At 69.3% G+C, this 12,826-nt stretch carries 12 protein-coding genes and 1 tRNA gene; 8 read left to right on the top strand and 5 right to left on the bottom strand.

Annotation, left to right across the window (positions count from 1 at the left end; genetic code table 11):
- Nucleotides 1-10: 10 nt before the first annotated feature.
- Nucleotides 11-883: a LysR family transcriptional regulator gene (locus ACZ60M_RS04030; RefSeq protein WP_465414474.1), complete on the bottom strand. Its 873-nt coding sequence runs from the start codon at nt 881-883 to the stop codon at nt 11-13.
- Nucleotides 884-969: 86 nt separating this feature from the next.
- On the opposite strand from ACZ60M_RS04030, the gene ACZ60M_RS04025 reads away from it, so the two are divergent.
- A complete protein-coding gene (locus ACZ60M_RS04025) occupies nt 970-1,410 on the top strand; it encodes a hypothetical protein (protein ID WP_465414472.1) in 441 nt (146 codons plus the stop codon).
- Nucleotides 1,403-2,977 carry a multicopper oxidase family protein gene (locus ACZ60M_RS04020; RefSeq protein WP_465414470.1) on the top strand — a complete coding sequence of 525 codons (1,575 nt, stop codon included), beginning with the start codon at nt 1,403-1,405 and terminating at the stop codon, nt 2,975-2,977. Before ACZ60M_RS04025 ends, ACZ60M_RS04020 begins: the two co-directional genes overlap by 8 nt.
- A gap of 113 nt (nt 2,978-3,090) precedes the next feature.
- Here ACZ60M_RS04020 and ACZ60M_RS04015 read toward each other — a convergent pair.
- A tRNA-Gln gene (locus ACZ60M_RS04015) sits at nt 3,091-3,165 on the bottom strand.
- A gap of 224 nt (nt 3,166-3,389) precedes the next feature.
- On the opposite strand from ACZ60M_RS04015, the gene ACZ60M_RS04010 reads away from it, so the two are divergent.
- Both ACZ60M_RS04010 and ACZ60M_RS04005 read left to right on the top strand, forming a co-directional pair.
- Nucleotides 3,390-3,902 carry a SigE family RNA polymerase sigma factor gene (locus ACZ60M_RS04010; RefSeq protein ID WP_465414468.1) on the top strand — a complete coding sequence of 171 codons (513 nt, stop codon included), beginning with the start codon at nt 3,390-3,392 and terminating at the stop codon, nt 3,900-3,902.
- Nucleotides 3,903-3,921: 19 nt separating this feature from the next.
- Nucleotides 3,922-5,529 carry a hypothetical protein gene (locus ACZ60M_RS04005; protein ID WP_465414466.1) on the top strand — a complete coding sequence of 536 codons (1,608 nt, stop codon included), beginning with the start codon at nt 3,922-3,924 and terminating at the stop codon, nt 5,527-5,529.
- Between the two features lie 346 nt (nt 5,530-5,875).
- Here the strand turns inward: ACZ60M_RS04005 and ACZ60M_RS04000 are convergent, their stop codons facing one another.
- Nucleotides 5,876-6,823: a nucleoside triphosphate pyrophosphohydrolase gene (locus ACZ60M_RS04000; RefSeq protein WP_465414464.1), complete on the bottom strand. Its 948-nt coding sequence runs from the start codon at nt 6,821-6,823 to the stop codon at nt 5,876-5,878.
- Nucleotides 6,820-7,491: a hypothetical protein gene (locus ACZ60M_RS03995; RefSeq protein WP_465414462.1), complete on the bottom strand. Its 672-nt coding sequence runs from the start codon at nt 7,489-7,491 to the stop codon at nt 6,820-6,822. Before ACZ60M_RS03995 ends, ACZ60M_RS04000 begins: the two co-directional genes overlap by 4 nt.
- 154 nt (nt 7,492-7,645) lie before the next feature.
- Here ACZ60M_RS03995 and ACZ60M_RS03990 point away from each other — a divergent pair, with 154 nt between their 5' ends.
- The 4 genes from ACZ60M_RS03990 to ACZ60M_RS03975 all read left to right on the top strand — a co-directional run bounded on the left by ACZ60M_RS03990 (nt 7,646) and on the right by ACZ60M_RS03975 (nt 12,252).
- On the top strand, nt 7,646-8,320 hold the full coding sequence (locus tag ACZ60M_RS03990; protein ID WP_465414460.1) for a Crp/Fnr family transcriptional regulator: 675 nt from the start codon (nt 7,646-7,648) through the stop codon (nt 8,318-8,320).
- Between the two features lie 109 nt (nt 8,321-8,429).
- A complete protein-coding gene (locus ACZ60M_RS03985; RefSeq protein ID WP_465414458.1) occupies nt 8,430-9,455 on the top strand; it encodes a hypothetical protein in 1,026 nt (341 codons plus the stop codon).
- Nucleotides 9,452-11,413: a hypothetical protein gene (locus ACZ60M_RS03980; protein ID WP_465414456.1), complete on the top strand. Its 1,962-nt coding sequence runs from the start codon at nt 9,452-9,454 to the stop codon at nt 11,411-11,413. The genes ACZ60M_RS03985 and ACZ60M_RS03980 overlap by 4 nt, the downstream gene beginning before the upstream one ends.
- Nucleotides 11,413-12,252, top strand: a complete 840-nt coding sequence (locus tag ACZ60M_RS03975; protein ID WP_465414454.1) for a hypothetical protein — start codon at nt 11,413-11,415, stop codon at nt 12,250-12,252. Before ACZ60M_RS03980 ends, ACZ60M_RS03975 begins: the two co-directional genes overlap by 1 nt.
- Nucleotides 12,253-12,313: 61 nt before the next feature.
- Here the strand turns inward: ACZ60M_RS03975 and ACZ60M_RS03970 are convergent, their stop codons facing one another.
- Nucleotides 12,314-12,565 (bottom strand): hypothetical protein, encoded by a 252-nt coding sequence (locus tag ACZ60M_RS03970; protein ID WP_465414452.1) that lies wholly within the window; start codon nt 12,563-12,565, stop codon nt 12,314-12,316.
- Between the last annotated feature and the right edge of the window lie 261 nt (nt 12,566-12,826).

The following is a 12,826-nucleotide window of genomic DNA, read 5'->3' as shown; positions in this document are numbered from 1 at the left end:
GGGCTCGATTCTAGGCGGCGTCCCAGTCCCATGCCCCGACCTGGGTGCGCATGAGACGCGCGGCGGCGGGGAGGCGGCCGTCACCCGCCCAGTGGAGGCTGAGCGTGCGGTTGCAGTGCGGGTGGTCGACACCGACCCACGCGACGCCCGCCGCGGGGAAGCTGCGGCGGGCGATCTGCGGGAACAGGCTCAGACCGAGGCCGGCGCCGACCAGCATGTACGTAGCGGCGGGCTCGTCGATCTCGCAGGCGATGCGCGGTTCGAGGTTGCGGTCGGCGAAGAGCCAGTCGAGGAGGCGCCGCTGCCACTGGCCGCGCCTGGTGATGACGAACGGCTCGTTCGCGAGGTCTTCGACGGTCACGCGCTGCTCGCCCGCGAGGCGGTGGCCGGGCGGCACGGCCAGCCAGACCTGTTCGGCGTGAACGACTTCGGAGCGCGCGGCACCCATCGGCTGCGAGGCGAGGCAGAGGTCGACCTCGTCGGCGCGCAGCGCCTGCTCCATCTCGTCCGGGGCCATCTGGGTGAGCCGCACCTCGACCTCGGGGTGCGCGGCTTTGAACGCGGCGATCGGGCCGGTGAGCGGGAGGAACGTCTCCGACGCGAGCCGCACGGTCCCGGTGCCGCCGCTCGCGGCCTCGGCGACGGCGCGGCGGCCCGCTTCCAGTTCGCCGAGGGCGCGTTCGACATGGTCGCGGAAGACGCTCCCGGTCGCGTTGAGCCGCAAGCGCCCTGCGCGGTCGAACAGCGGCGCGCCGAGCTCGGCCTCCAGTTTGGCGATGGTGCGGCTGAGTGCGGGCTGGGCGACGCGGAGCTCCGCCGCGGCGCGGCTGAGGTGCTCCTCACGTGCGACAGTGAGGAACTGCCGCAAGGCGTTCAGGTCCATCGACGTCCTCTCATGCCTCCGGTGTTATAGCACCATAGCGATATTGGTCTTTGAAGTCTTAACCGCGCGGTCATACCCTCGATGGCGTGGAACGAACCCTCGAAGCTACCGACGCCCCTCCTGAACCAGCGCGCACCGCCGTCAGCGGCTGGGTCCTGCGGTCGGTCGCGACCCTCTTCCTGATCGGCGGCTTCGGCCAGCCGGTGTTCGCAGGCGTGTACCTCAGCGGCGACTTCGACGGCCTCTCGTGGCACGTGATGGGCGCTGACCTGGTGTCGTTCATCAGCATCGCGCAGATCGGCACGGCCGTCGCGGTGTGGGTCCGGGTGCGCCGGGCCTGGCCTTTCTGGGCCTCGCTCGCCCTCATGGCGGGGGTGACGGCGCAGTACTTCGCCGGGCTGGAAGGGGCCCTGTGGCTGCACCTCCCGCTCGGCGTCGCGCTCATCGCGGGGATCACGATCATGTTCGCGGCCTTGTGGATGCGGCCGCTGCCGCGCCGCGCGAAGGCGGTGCGGACCGATGCCTGAAGTGTCGCGGCGCCGCCTGCTGGGCATCGGCGCAGGACTCGGCGCCGTCGCGGTCGGCGGCCTGGCGCTCTCGGCGGCGTGGGCGCGCCACAAGCCGGAGACCGGCGACCAGCTCGTGAGCGATCTGCCCCTGCCCCAGGCGTTCTCGGTGCCGCTGCCGATCCCGGCGGTGCTCGCGCCCGTCTCGTCAGACGGCGAGGGCGACCGGTACGAGATGGTGCAGATGGAGACCGAAGCGGAGATCATCCCCGGCTACTCCACTCGACTGTGGACGTACAACGGCACATTCCCCGGACCCACCATCGAGTCGCGGCGCGGGCGCCATGTCACTGTGGCGCACCGCAACGAGCTGCCCGTCCCCACCGTCGTCCACCTCCACGGCGGCCGCACCCCGGCCTCTTCCGACGGGTACCCGACCGACCTCGTCCTCCCCGAGGGCTGGACCGGCGCGGCCGCTCACCATCAGGGCCACAGCATGACCGACGACCTCGCCGTCATCACGAACGTCCAGCGCGAGTACGGCTTCCCGCTCGACCAACGCGCCACCATGCTCTGGTACCACGACCACCGCATGGACTTCACCGCCCCGGCGATCTGGCGCGGCCTCGCCGGGCTCCACTTCGTGCGCGACGACGTCGAGGACGCCCTCGACCTGCCCCGCGGCGACCGCGAGATCCCGCTCATGATCGCCGACCGCGCCTTCGACGCCGACGGCCAGCTCAAGTACCCCTCGCTCGACCCGACCCTGACCGGCGAGATCGGCGTCGAGGAGCCGTTCACCGCGGGTGTCCTCGGCGACGTGATCCTCGTGAACGGCGCGCCCTGGCCCGTGCACGAGGTCGACACCGGGCTCTACCGCCTGCGCGTCCTCAACGCCTCCAACGCGAGGCACTACGAACTCGAGGCCGTCGCCGAGGACGGCCGGACCCTCCCGCTCGTCCAGATCGGCGCCGACCAGGGCCTCCTGGCGGCCCCGGTCAGCCACGACCGCCTCCCGATCGCGCCCGCGGAACGCTACGACCTGCTGATCGACTTCACCGATATCCCGGTCAGCACGACAGTGCGCCTCGTGAACCGCCTCGGCTCGGGCCGAACCGCGGACGTCATGGCGTTCCACGTCGTCCGCGAGGGCGAGCGCACCCCGATCCCCGAGACCCTCGCCGACGACCTCCCCGAATGGGACCGCTCAGCGGCCGCCACCGTCCGCGACATCGCCTTCCGCGCCGGACGCATGAACGGCCGCCACGGCTGGGTCATCGACGGCCTCCCCTTCGACCCGGGCCGCACCGACGTCACCGTCAACCTCGGCGACGTCGAGGTCTGGCGCCTCATCGCCGACGTCCACCACCCCGTCCACCTCCACCTCGTCGGCTTCCGCATCCTCTCCCGCGGCAACGGCGACCCCCTCCCCCACGACGCCGGGCTCAAGGACACCGTCTCCCTCCGCCCCGGCGAATCCGCCGAGATCATCACCCGCTTCGACGGCTACCGCGGCCGCTACCTCTTCCACTGCCACAACGCCGAACACGAGGACATGGGCATGATGGCCAACCTCGAAGTGACCTAAGTCCCCGCACACAGCAGAGGCCCGCCGGATTCCGGCGGGCCTTGACCCATTGCACCAGGCAAAACAAAAGGCCCGCTAGGCGGGCCGTTCGTAGTTTACAAGATTACTTTTTATGGCTGGGGTACCTGGACTCGAACCAAGAACAACGGAACCAGAAACCGCCGTGTTGCCAATTACACCATACCCCAATGGTGTCTTAGCGCCTCAATGCTGCAGGCGCCGACGAGAGACAACTGTACCGGATGCGCTCGGGGCGCGACAAACGGGTTCCTGTGATGGGGGCAACGAGGGGATTCGGGGAGGTCGGCGGGCAACCCCGGGGCGGGTTCTGGCGTACTAGGCGTGTCGGGCCACGCCGAATCCACCACACCGCGGCCGGCCCGGCACCGACCCGTCACCTGAAAGAGGCCCTGTGAAGTCAGAGGAGCAGCAAGAGGCCGAGTTCCGATCCTTCGCCATCGCCCAGCGCGAGAGTCTGCGCAGGTACGCGTACCTGCTGTGCGGGGACTGGTTCGAGGCCGACGACATCGTGCAGAAGGCGTTGACCAAGATGTTCGCGGCATGGCGGCGAGTCGAGCCGGGCGGTGCTCCGGCGTACGTCCGCAAGATCGTCACCAACGTGTACATATCCCATCGACGCCTGGCCTGGGTCCGCCGCGAGCGGACCAGTTCTGAACTGCCCGTTCAGGAACTCGCACGTCCACAAGAGGTTGTGGACGTGCGGATGGAACTGCTGGCGGCTTTGAACCTGCTGCCCGCCAGGCAGCGCGCGACGCTCGTACTCCGTTACTGGGAGCAACTGTCCGTCGATGAGACCGCGACCGCCATGAGCTGTTCGACCGGAACCGTGAAGAGCCAGTCCGCCAAGGGCCTGCGCAAGCTGAAAGAGCTCCTCAACGATTCCCCCGTCCTGGCCCGGGCATAGCGGAAGGAAGCGAAGAGCGATGAACCTGCAAGACGATCCAGGCGCGATGTTCCGCACCGCCATGTCCGAATCCCCGCCACCGGCAAGTGAACTCGACCTCGACCGGATCGTGCGCGACGGCTACCGCGCGCGCCGCCGCCACCGCGCCGTGCTCGGCGGCGCCGCGACCACCGGTGTGGCCGCGGTGGCCGGGGTGCTCGCCCTGACCGTGGTCGGACTGCCCGACCTTGGCACCGACCCTGCCGAAGACTCGACCGGCGGCACCACCCCGCCCGCAGCCGAGGAGACGATCGAGGACCCGGCGATGGCCGGGTACCCCTACCGCCAGGACTGGGGCCAGGCCAGCGGCGGGGACGAGTTCTCAGCGTACGAGCCGTCTGAGGAGGTCACGACTGTCAAGGACGCGGCTACCGAGGCGTTCGGCCAGCTCCTCGCCGCCGGCGGGGTATGGAACGACCCGGCGAACACCGCCGACGAGGAGGACTGCTCCTACTTCGGCGAAGAGGGCGGCACGCAGGCGGACATCGACGAGTGCATGGCCGAGCAGAGCGGCATGCACGTCAACGCGGAGCAGGAACCCGGCAACTACAGCCAGACCTACCTGCGCACCATCGGTGGCGGCGAATCCGAGGAGGAGGGTTCGGGGCTGCGGACCGTCTTCGAGCTCAAGGTGCTGCTGCCCGGCGGCTGGACCGCCGAGCCCGGACCGATCACCCAGCAGCTGTTCCCGCAGCACCTCATCAGCGACGGCCCCTACTTCACCGAGGAAGCGCCCGAGTTCACCAGCGAGGAGCTCGACGACGGCCGCATCCTGATGGTCGCCGACCACGGCTGCGCCGCCGATATCGCGGTGGTCTACCCGAACGGCACCGGCCTGCGCACCTCCTGGGAGAACTGCTCGGGCACGGACTACCCGCTCGACTTGGAAGGTCTCAGGGCCGCCGCGCTGGCGATGCCCGAGTTCGAGTTCGACACCTCCGAGCTTGCCCCGGTGGGCGAGCTGATCGAGGTCCCGATGGGCTGGATCGACGAGAACGACGCCTGGGCGCAATCGCAGGAGGCCGAAGACCAGGCGCAGAGCAGCTACGAGGGCGCGCGGGAGGCGCTCCAGGACCTCTACCCCGACGCGACCCTCGGCACCGGCGACGCCCGATCGCTGGGCATCACCGGCCGCGGCCTGGTCATTCAGCGCTCGTACGGCAACAGCGGCACCCTCCCGTTCGAGACCACCGTCGACGAGACCACCCAGGACATCTACTTCGACCTGCGGTACTACCTGCCGGGCGGATGGATTCCGGGCTACTCGGAGACCGGCCACTGGGATCCGCACCTGCAGGTCTGCGGCGAGGGGTTCGACTGCAACTCCTGGACCGACGACGACGGAACCTTCTGGACGTTCCAAGAGCTCAACGTCAGCCAAGAGCCCCAAGCCGGGGAGGACTGGACGCCCTACACCGAGCACGAGTTCTACGCGACGCGGTACTCGCCCGAGGGTTGGGCGGTCGGCATGTGGGTCTCCTGGCAGGACGACGCTCCGATCGACGCCGACATGCTCGGCGAGATCCTGCGGGCCATGCCCGCCCCCGAGTACGACGAGGACGCCGTGCCGGAGATTCCCGCCGGGTAGGACCGTAAGCCCCCCTTGAAGAAACGAGGCGCGGGCCCGACCAAGTCGGGCCCGCGCCTTCGTCCGCGAACGGCGCTTCCAGGCCAGCGAGTCGTGGTCGGGCGCGCCGACCTCCTGCTTCACGGTCAGCGCCAAGGAAAGGCTGCGCTTGAGCGCGGCCTCGACGACATGGTTGCCTGCAGGCCCGGGGAACTGGACCTTGTAGTCGGTGGCCGGGCCTTTCGGGCCTCTGGCACTTGCGTCACCGGATGGCATGCGATCGACCACAGCAGAGATAGCGGCCATTGTTAATGGCCGCGAGAACATTATTGTGAAGTTACGGTTGAACGGTTAAGGGCCTGCCCGTCTAGTGCTCGATCGATTCCGCGACGTGCCCCTGCGGGTCGAGGCGGTCCAGATCCGCGCGCTCGGTGATCGACTTGCGCAGCGCCAGTTCGGGGTCGACTCCGGCGGCGCGGGCGGCCGCTACGGCGGCGAGCAGGAAGTCGCCCACCTCGTCGGCCTCGAGTTTGAGGCCGTCGGGCAGTTCCGGCAGCTCCAGCGGCTCGCCCTGGTCGTGGAAGCGCTCGATGACCTTGGCGGCCAACGACAGCGACGGCAGCTGCCGCGAGACGCCGTCGGCCGGGTGGTCCCGGTGCGGCTTCTCGGCGGCCTTCGCCTCGTTCCAGTGCTCGTACAGGTCGTCCGGGTCGGCGTCGCCCCACACGTGCGGGTGGCGGCGGATGATCTTCTCGACCAGGTCGCCCGCGACGTCGTCGATGTCGAAGTCCTCGGCGAGCGAGGCGTGCAGGAGCGGCTGGAACAGGAGGTCGCCGAGCTCTTCGCGGAGCTCTGAGGGGTCGCCCCCGGCGATGGCGTCCAGGACCTCGTACGACTCCTCGAGCAGGTACGGGCCGAGGGTCTCGTGGGTCTGCTCGTGGTGCCACGGGCAGCCGTCCTCGGCGTGCAGCCGCGCCACGGCCTCGACGAGGTCCAGCAGGCGCGCGCCGGGCGGGTCCCAGGAGCCGTAGACGACTTCGAGCTCGATCTCGCCGCCCGCGACGTACTCGGCGAGCGCTTCGCGCAGCTCCTCGTCGCCGTCCTCGCCGACGATCCAGACCCCGCCGGACTCGATGAACTCGGCGGCGTCCTCGACGAGCTCCACGTCGATCCCCGCGTCCCGCACGGCCTCGACCGTGGGGCTCTCGAAGAACGCGGCCACGGATTCGGCGTCCTGCAGGGCGTCCCAGGCCTCGACGGTGAGCAGCCCGGCGGGGATGCGCGGGGAGGTCAGGAGCCAGGTGATCTCGCTCAACGCTGCGGCACCTCGACCTCGAACACGCCCACGAGCGGACTGATGTCGAGCGCGCCGTAGCGCGGATTCACGGCCACGTCGTACTCGGCGATGTAGCCGTTCAGGTCGTCGGCGAAGCCCGCCTGCTGCTCGCCCCACATGCGCACGACCTCGTTGAGGATCGAGGGGTCGGCCTGCGCGGCGGTGCTGAACTCGGCGAACTGCTCTTCGGTGAGCTGCTCGGAGGTGGCCCAGCCCTCGACCGCGCGCTGCAGGAGGTTCTGGTCGCCCGCGACGGCCGCGTTCAGGGCCGCGCTCTCTTCTTCAGTCATCGCGCGCGGCTCGGCCGCGGCGGCGATCTCGTCGTAGTACGCGGCGGCTTCGATGTACCGGGCCTCGAATTCGTCCGCGGCGCTGTTCGTGTCGGGGGCCTCCAGGCCCATGGCCTGGCCCAGCTCGGCGAAGAGCACGATGAACGCGGCCTTCTGGCGGCTGTCGGCGTAGCTGATCTCCTCGATCGTCGCGCCCTGTTCGAGGTACATGTCGACCTCGCCGTCGACATAACCGTCGAGTGTGGCCTCCGTGACGCGCTGGTCGCCGACGAACATCGCGGCCCCCTGCTCGCTTCCGCAGGCCCCCAAAGCCAAGAGCCCGACCGACGCCACCGCGACAAGCCTGAGTTTGCGCACAGCACTTCCCTTCCACTCGACTGCCCCTGTGACCTTAGCCTCACCAAAGATTCCTCCACAATCCCCCCACCCCGGCCGGGCAATCTGAATGAATCACACTTTCAGTGTCGTTATTCCGACAGAACGTAACGGCCGCAATCGCTATGAAGATCCGATGGCCCCTACCCCGCAAAACCTCCATAGCCGCGGATTCCAGGCACTCATCGGCGCCGAGCGATGGAACGCCCTCCTCTCCCACGGCAGCCGTCGCGCGGTTCCCGCCGCCGACCGGCTGCTCGACCAAGGCGCGCCGAGCCGCATCGTCCACGCGATCGACCGGGGCCGGGTCAGGGTCGTCTACACCGACGAAAGCGGCAACGAAGTCCTCGTCGCCGTCCGCGGACCGGGCGACCTCATCGGCGAGTACGCGCAGCACGACCGCGGCGAGCACAGCGCGTCGGTGTGGACCCTCGAAGACGGCACCGTCGTGACACTCGAAGCGTCCGCCTTCGCAGGCTTCATCGACCGGGAGCGGTTGCGGGACACCTTGCAGCACTACATCCTCAGCAAGGCCCGGCAGGTCGGCGAACGCGTCTGGAGGGCGGCCAACCTGCCCGCCGAGCAGCGCCTGGCACAGCTCTTCCTCGAGGTCCTCAACGCCGATCCGGGCCGATCGAATCCCACGGTCCCGATGAGCCAGCGCCTCATCGCCGAGTCGCTCGGCGTGAGCCTCCGGTCGGTGAACCTGCTCGTCGCACGCTGGAAGGACATCGGGCTCGTACACACGAAGCCCTCCCTCATCACGGTCCGCGATCCGGCGGCGCTCTCCCGGCGGGCCCACCTTCGCTGAAAGTGCCTCGCGTCACAGGTGCTGGTGCGCAGTACTGCGCATCGCGTCCTCGGCGGTCGCCTGAGGATCAGAGGACCGGACCTGAACCGAGCCGATACCGAGGAGCACGATGCACCCTGAAGCCATTCCGGCCCAACGAAAGACCGAGACCCGCGAAGTCGCCGTCCTGGCATTCGACATCCGGAAGTTCAGCGCCTACACCGACACCGAGCGCACCCGGATCGCCTCGGATTTCCGCAACGACATCGAGGCCGCCTTTCTCGGGACCGACCTCCAGCGGGCCTGGAGCGAGCGCGAGTTCTGCCAGAACTCCGGCGACGGGATCGTGGCCGGTTTCCCGAAGGCGTACCTCCGCGCCATCGTCGACGGCCTCCCGCAGGCCCTGCAGCTCCTCCTCCGCGAACGCCACCACCGCGGCGAAGGGCTGATCAGGATGCGCCTCGGCATCGCGGTGGGCACGATCCAGGGGATCGCCGACGAACGCGTCGACGTCGCCCCCAACCAGGTGATCATCGACGCGTGCCGCATCGGCGACTCCAAGGTCTGCAAGATGCTCCTGGAGAACTCGGACGAGAACGCCACGTTCCTGGCGGTCGCCGTGACGCCGGCCGTCATCACCGGCACCGTCGGCCCCGACCCCGGCTGGCGGCGGTCGACCGAGTTCGTGCGGGTGCCGGTCGACATGCAGGACAAGGACTACCACGCCGAGGCGTACCTCCACGTGCCCTCGCCTTCCGGATACCTCCTGCGGTACGGCCTGTCGAACCTCCCCCTTTCCGAGGCCGCCGAAGACGCGTCGGTCGAGCCGCTCGAGGACGCCGTCGAACGCGGTGAAGCCGAGGTCCGTCTGCGCATGGGCGGGCAGTCCTCGACCGTCGGCCCGGTCGGCGGCGACCTCCACGACGGGTCAGCGCGGGTCGGCGGAATCGGTCGCGACGCCATCGGCGTCGGCTCCGGCAACCGAGTCCGGGTCGACCGCTCCACTCACGACGACCACAGCCGCAAGGTCCACCGCGGCAACGTCTTCCACGGGGAGGTCAGCGCCGCGGAAGGGGGCACGGTCAACGCCTTCGGCGGCGACCAGCACAACTACGAGGAGCGTCCCGCTCCGCGCCAGCGGAAGGAACGCGAATGAGCGACACCGAAGCCCCGGAGTCCATGGCCGGCAACGTCTTCCACGGGGAGGTCAGCGCCGCGGAAGGGGGCGCCGTCAACGCCTTCGGCGGCGACCAGCACAACTACTACCTCAGTGTCAGCGCCCTGCGGCGGCGGATTCGGTACGCCTCCGATCCCCAACGGCGAGACCGTGAACTGCAGCTGGTCGTCCCGCCGCCGGACCTCGACCGCGACCTTGCAGTCCTGCGAAGGACCCGGCTGCTGATACTCGCGGGAGGCGCCCGGACCGGGCTCACGACGGCCGCCCGCCAGCGCTGGCGGGCGTTCGCCGCCGAGCTTCCCAGCCGCCGTGCGGAGGAGCTGTTCACCGCCGACCAGGACGAACTCGTCGAGGAGCTCGGCGACCTCAGGCATCCGAGCGTGCTGCTGCTCGACATCTCCCACGACCACGACCTCGCGCTGCGGTTCGCCGAGCGGCTCGAAGAGATCCAGATCGCGCTCGACGAACAGGACTCCCACCTGGTCGTCGCAATCGGCGACACGAGCCGTCCCGCAGCCGAGCGCGTAGTCCCCGATGCGGTGCACCGCATCGGCAGGCCCGATCCGGTGGCGGTGATGGCGAAGCGCATGCGCCGTCCTGAACTGCTGCGGCAGATGCGCGGCGACGACCGGTTCATCGACCTGATCGCGGACCAGTGGCCGCCACGGGCCGCGCAGATCGCGGCGGTCCTCGACAGCGCGCCGCCCGATGCCGACCGGGACGGGCTGCTCGCATCGGTCATGTCCTGTCTGGACTCGTACTCCGCGGAACTCGGCGCTCTCTTCGAGGGCCGGATCGCGAGTGGTGACGCCCGGGCGCTCTTCCTTGCGACCGCTGCACTCTCCGGCGCCGAGCGCGCCTCGATCGCCACCGCCGCCGACGCCCTGGCCGAGATCGCAGGCGAGGAGACCGACCCTTCGGTACTGCGGGGCCAGAGCCTGAACCAGCGCTTCGCGGCGCTGGAGACGGTGCTCGTCGAGAAGAGCGGCGTGTTCGCCAACACGCGGCTCGGAGAAGCGGTGCTGCCCTATGCATGGGCGCAGTTCCCCACCTGGAGGGCCCCGATCCGGTCCTGGCTCGACCAGCTCCTCCGTCCCCAGCAACTGGAGGACGACACGCTGGCGGTCCTGCTGCCGAGGCTGCTCAATTTCGCCTCGGCCACCGGAGCGGCCGAGTTGGTCGTCGCGCGGGCGGCCTCGATCGCCGGAGCCGGTTCGGGCACGAGACTCCGCCGGGAACTGGCCGCGGGCCTGCTCCTCGCCGGGGCGATCGACCCCGCGATCGGCCAGCAGGTCCGCAGCCAGCTCTGGCAGTGGTCCTACCACCGCTCCGGAGTCTCGATCGCCTTGCAGCGCACGGTCGCACAGGTCTGCGGGGACCCCGAGTACGCGACCCGCTTCCCCCGCAACGCGCTCACCCGGCTGCGGCATCTGCTGAAGTCGGATGCGTTTGCCGTCGTGGACGACGCGCTCGGCGCGTTCGCCAGGGCCGCCGGGTCACTCGCGCCGCAGACCGTGATCGAGCCGCTCGCCGAGTGGGCCTCGCAGGACGCCGACTTCCGGATCATGGCGCCGGTAGTCCTCGTCGCCCTGATCAGGGACGACGAGGTCCGCGCCCGATGGTCCGGCGACTGGCTGGCCCGCGACCCGTTCGGTGCCGTCGCCTCGCTGTGGCGGGCCCTGCTCACCGATGCGAGCCCGAGCCTCGTGCGCGACACCGTCGCCGCTTGGCTGGACTTCGCCGCCGCAGCCCCGCCCGAGTACAGGGCGCCGATCGCCGGGCATCTCGCCTCGGCGGTCGAGAACTTCTGGACCCTCGGGCAGCTTTCGCAGGCCCTCAGCGAACGGGCCTGGACAGGGCGCGCCGCCGAACCCGACGTGCTGGTCCTGCGCGACCAGCTCGCCGACCTCCTCACTCAAGCAAAGGTCTCGATGTAATGGCCAGTTGGATCATGCTGATCGTCCTCGTCCTCGCCGTCCTCGCGTTCTTCGGATGGAAGGTCTACCAAGGCTGGACCGGAGCGGTCGAACCCGTCGCCGCATCGGTCGAGCCGCCCCCGATGCACGAGTACAAGACCGTGCTCGAACTGCCGAGCGCCCTCCCAGCGCTCAAGTTCTCCTGCTCCGTTTCCGTCCAGTACATCCTCAAGGGCGACATCCGGATCGGCGAGGACGTGCGGCGGGTCCTGGAATGGGAGATCCACCGGGTCGCCCAGTCCGTCACCGCCGGGCACTCGCTCACCGTCAGCGAGTACCTGCACCTGCCGCTGAACGACAAGTTCAATGCGTGGCGATGGGCACGCGACGGCGCGCTCGGTTTCAAGGCCGAGTTCGACCTGGTCAGCGTCGCCCCGGAGGCTCTCGCCCTGGCGCAGGAACTGGAACTTGCCGAGTTCACGCTCGACATGGAGACCCGGCTGCACGACAAGCGGATGAGCAACGCCGATCGCCTCGGACGGCTCCTGAGCCAGCCGCGCACGGCCGCGCTCTGGTGGTTCGCGCAGCACCCGGAGCGGGTCGAGGAGCTTCCCCGGATCACGGAGCTGATGTACGAGCTCGACGCCCAGCTCAACCACCGCGATGCGGTCCTCGCCCCCGGGATCGTGGCTGTCGGAGGGTTCGCGCCGACCAGCGGCGCGGACCTCGACACGTTCCTCGCCGGAACCGGCGAGGACGAGCGGACGCTGCTGCTCAACACCCTCGCCGCGGCCTACGACCGGCTCGGCAACCCGGAAATGGCCGTCCGCGCCCGCGAACTGGCCGAGCCGGCGGAATGACGAGACGGGCCGACCGGTCTCCCCACCGGGATCGGTCGGGCCTGTTGCGGAGTGCTCCGCTTCAGCGCGGCTTCTTGGCGATCCTGCGGGTCTCGGCGACGATCCAGGGGCACCACTTGTCGCGGTTCCACGCGCCGTGCCAGTAGGGCGAGTCGTCGATGCCCTCTTCGAAGGTGGCAGTGGGATTCGGGCCGCCGCCGTTGTCTTTGCAGTCGACTCGGATCACCTTCGGGTCCTTCGCGGTCTGGAAGACCGTGAAGACCGCCGGACCGCGCTTGAACTCGCCGAGATAGACGTCCTTGGTGTCAGCCATGAGTCGAGACTAGGGAGAACCGGGCACCGCCTCAAGGTGAAACAGCAGGTTGGACTGTTGGCAATCCGACAGTTCAGAAACATTGGGGCGCAACGACCGAGACCAGCCGACGGCCCCGCCGATGCGGCGGGGCTGTCGTCCTGTGTTCGGCGTGGTGTGAGTTGCAGCACTTGCGAGGTGGATTCCTTGCGGTTCCTCGTAGTTTCGTCGGTATATCCATTTTGATGCGCGGTGATGGCCTGTCATGTTGGGACGCAAGGG

This window comes from Glycomyces sp. NPDC050141 (assembly GCF_055586545.1).
Note: the sequence above shows the minus strand (reverse complement) of the source record. Positions and strands in the feature narration are given on the sequence as shown.

What these genes read in the sequence shown, in the direction of transcription:
- ACZ60M_RS04030 (WP_465414474.1), bottom strand. Translation starts at nt 883, where the DNA reads ATGGACCTGAACGCCTTGCGGCAGTTCCTCACTGTCGCACGTGAGGAG.
- ACZ60M_RS04020 (WP_465414470.1), top strand. Translation starts at nt 1,403, where the DNA reads ATGCCTGAAGTGTCGCGGCGCCGCCTGCTGGGCATCGGCGCAGGACTC.
- ACZ60M_RS04005 (WP_465414466.1), top strand. Translation starts at nt 3,922, where the DNA reads ATGAACCTGCAAGACGATCCAGGCGCGATGTTCCGCACCGCCATGTCC.
- ACZ60M_RS03990 (WP_465414460.1), top strand. Translation starts at nt 7,646, where the DNA reads ATGGCCCCTACCCCGCAAAACCTCCATAGCCGCGGATTCCAGGCACTC.
- ACZ60M_RS03985 (WP_465414458.1), top strand. Translation starts at nt 8,430, where the DNA reads ATGCACCCTGAAGCCATTCCGGCCCAACGAAAGACCGAGACCCGCGAA.
- ACZ60M_RS03980 (WP_465414456.1), top strand. Translation starts at nt 9,452, where the DNA reads ATGAGCGACACCGAAGCCCCGGAGTCCATGGCCGGCAACGTCTTCCAC.
- ACZ60M_RS03975 (WP_465414454.1), top strand. Translation starts at nt 11,413, where the DNA reads ATGGCCAGTTGGATCATGCTGATCGTCCTCGTCCTCGCCGTCCTCGCG.
- ACZ60M_RS03970 (WP_465414452.1), bottom strand. Translation starts at nt 12,565, where the DNA reads ATGGCTGACACCAAGGACGTCTATCTCGGCGAGTTCAAGCGCGGTCCG.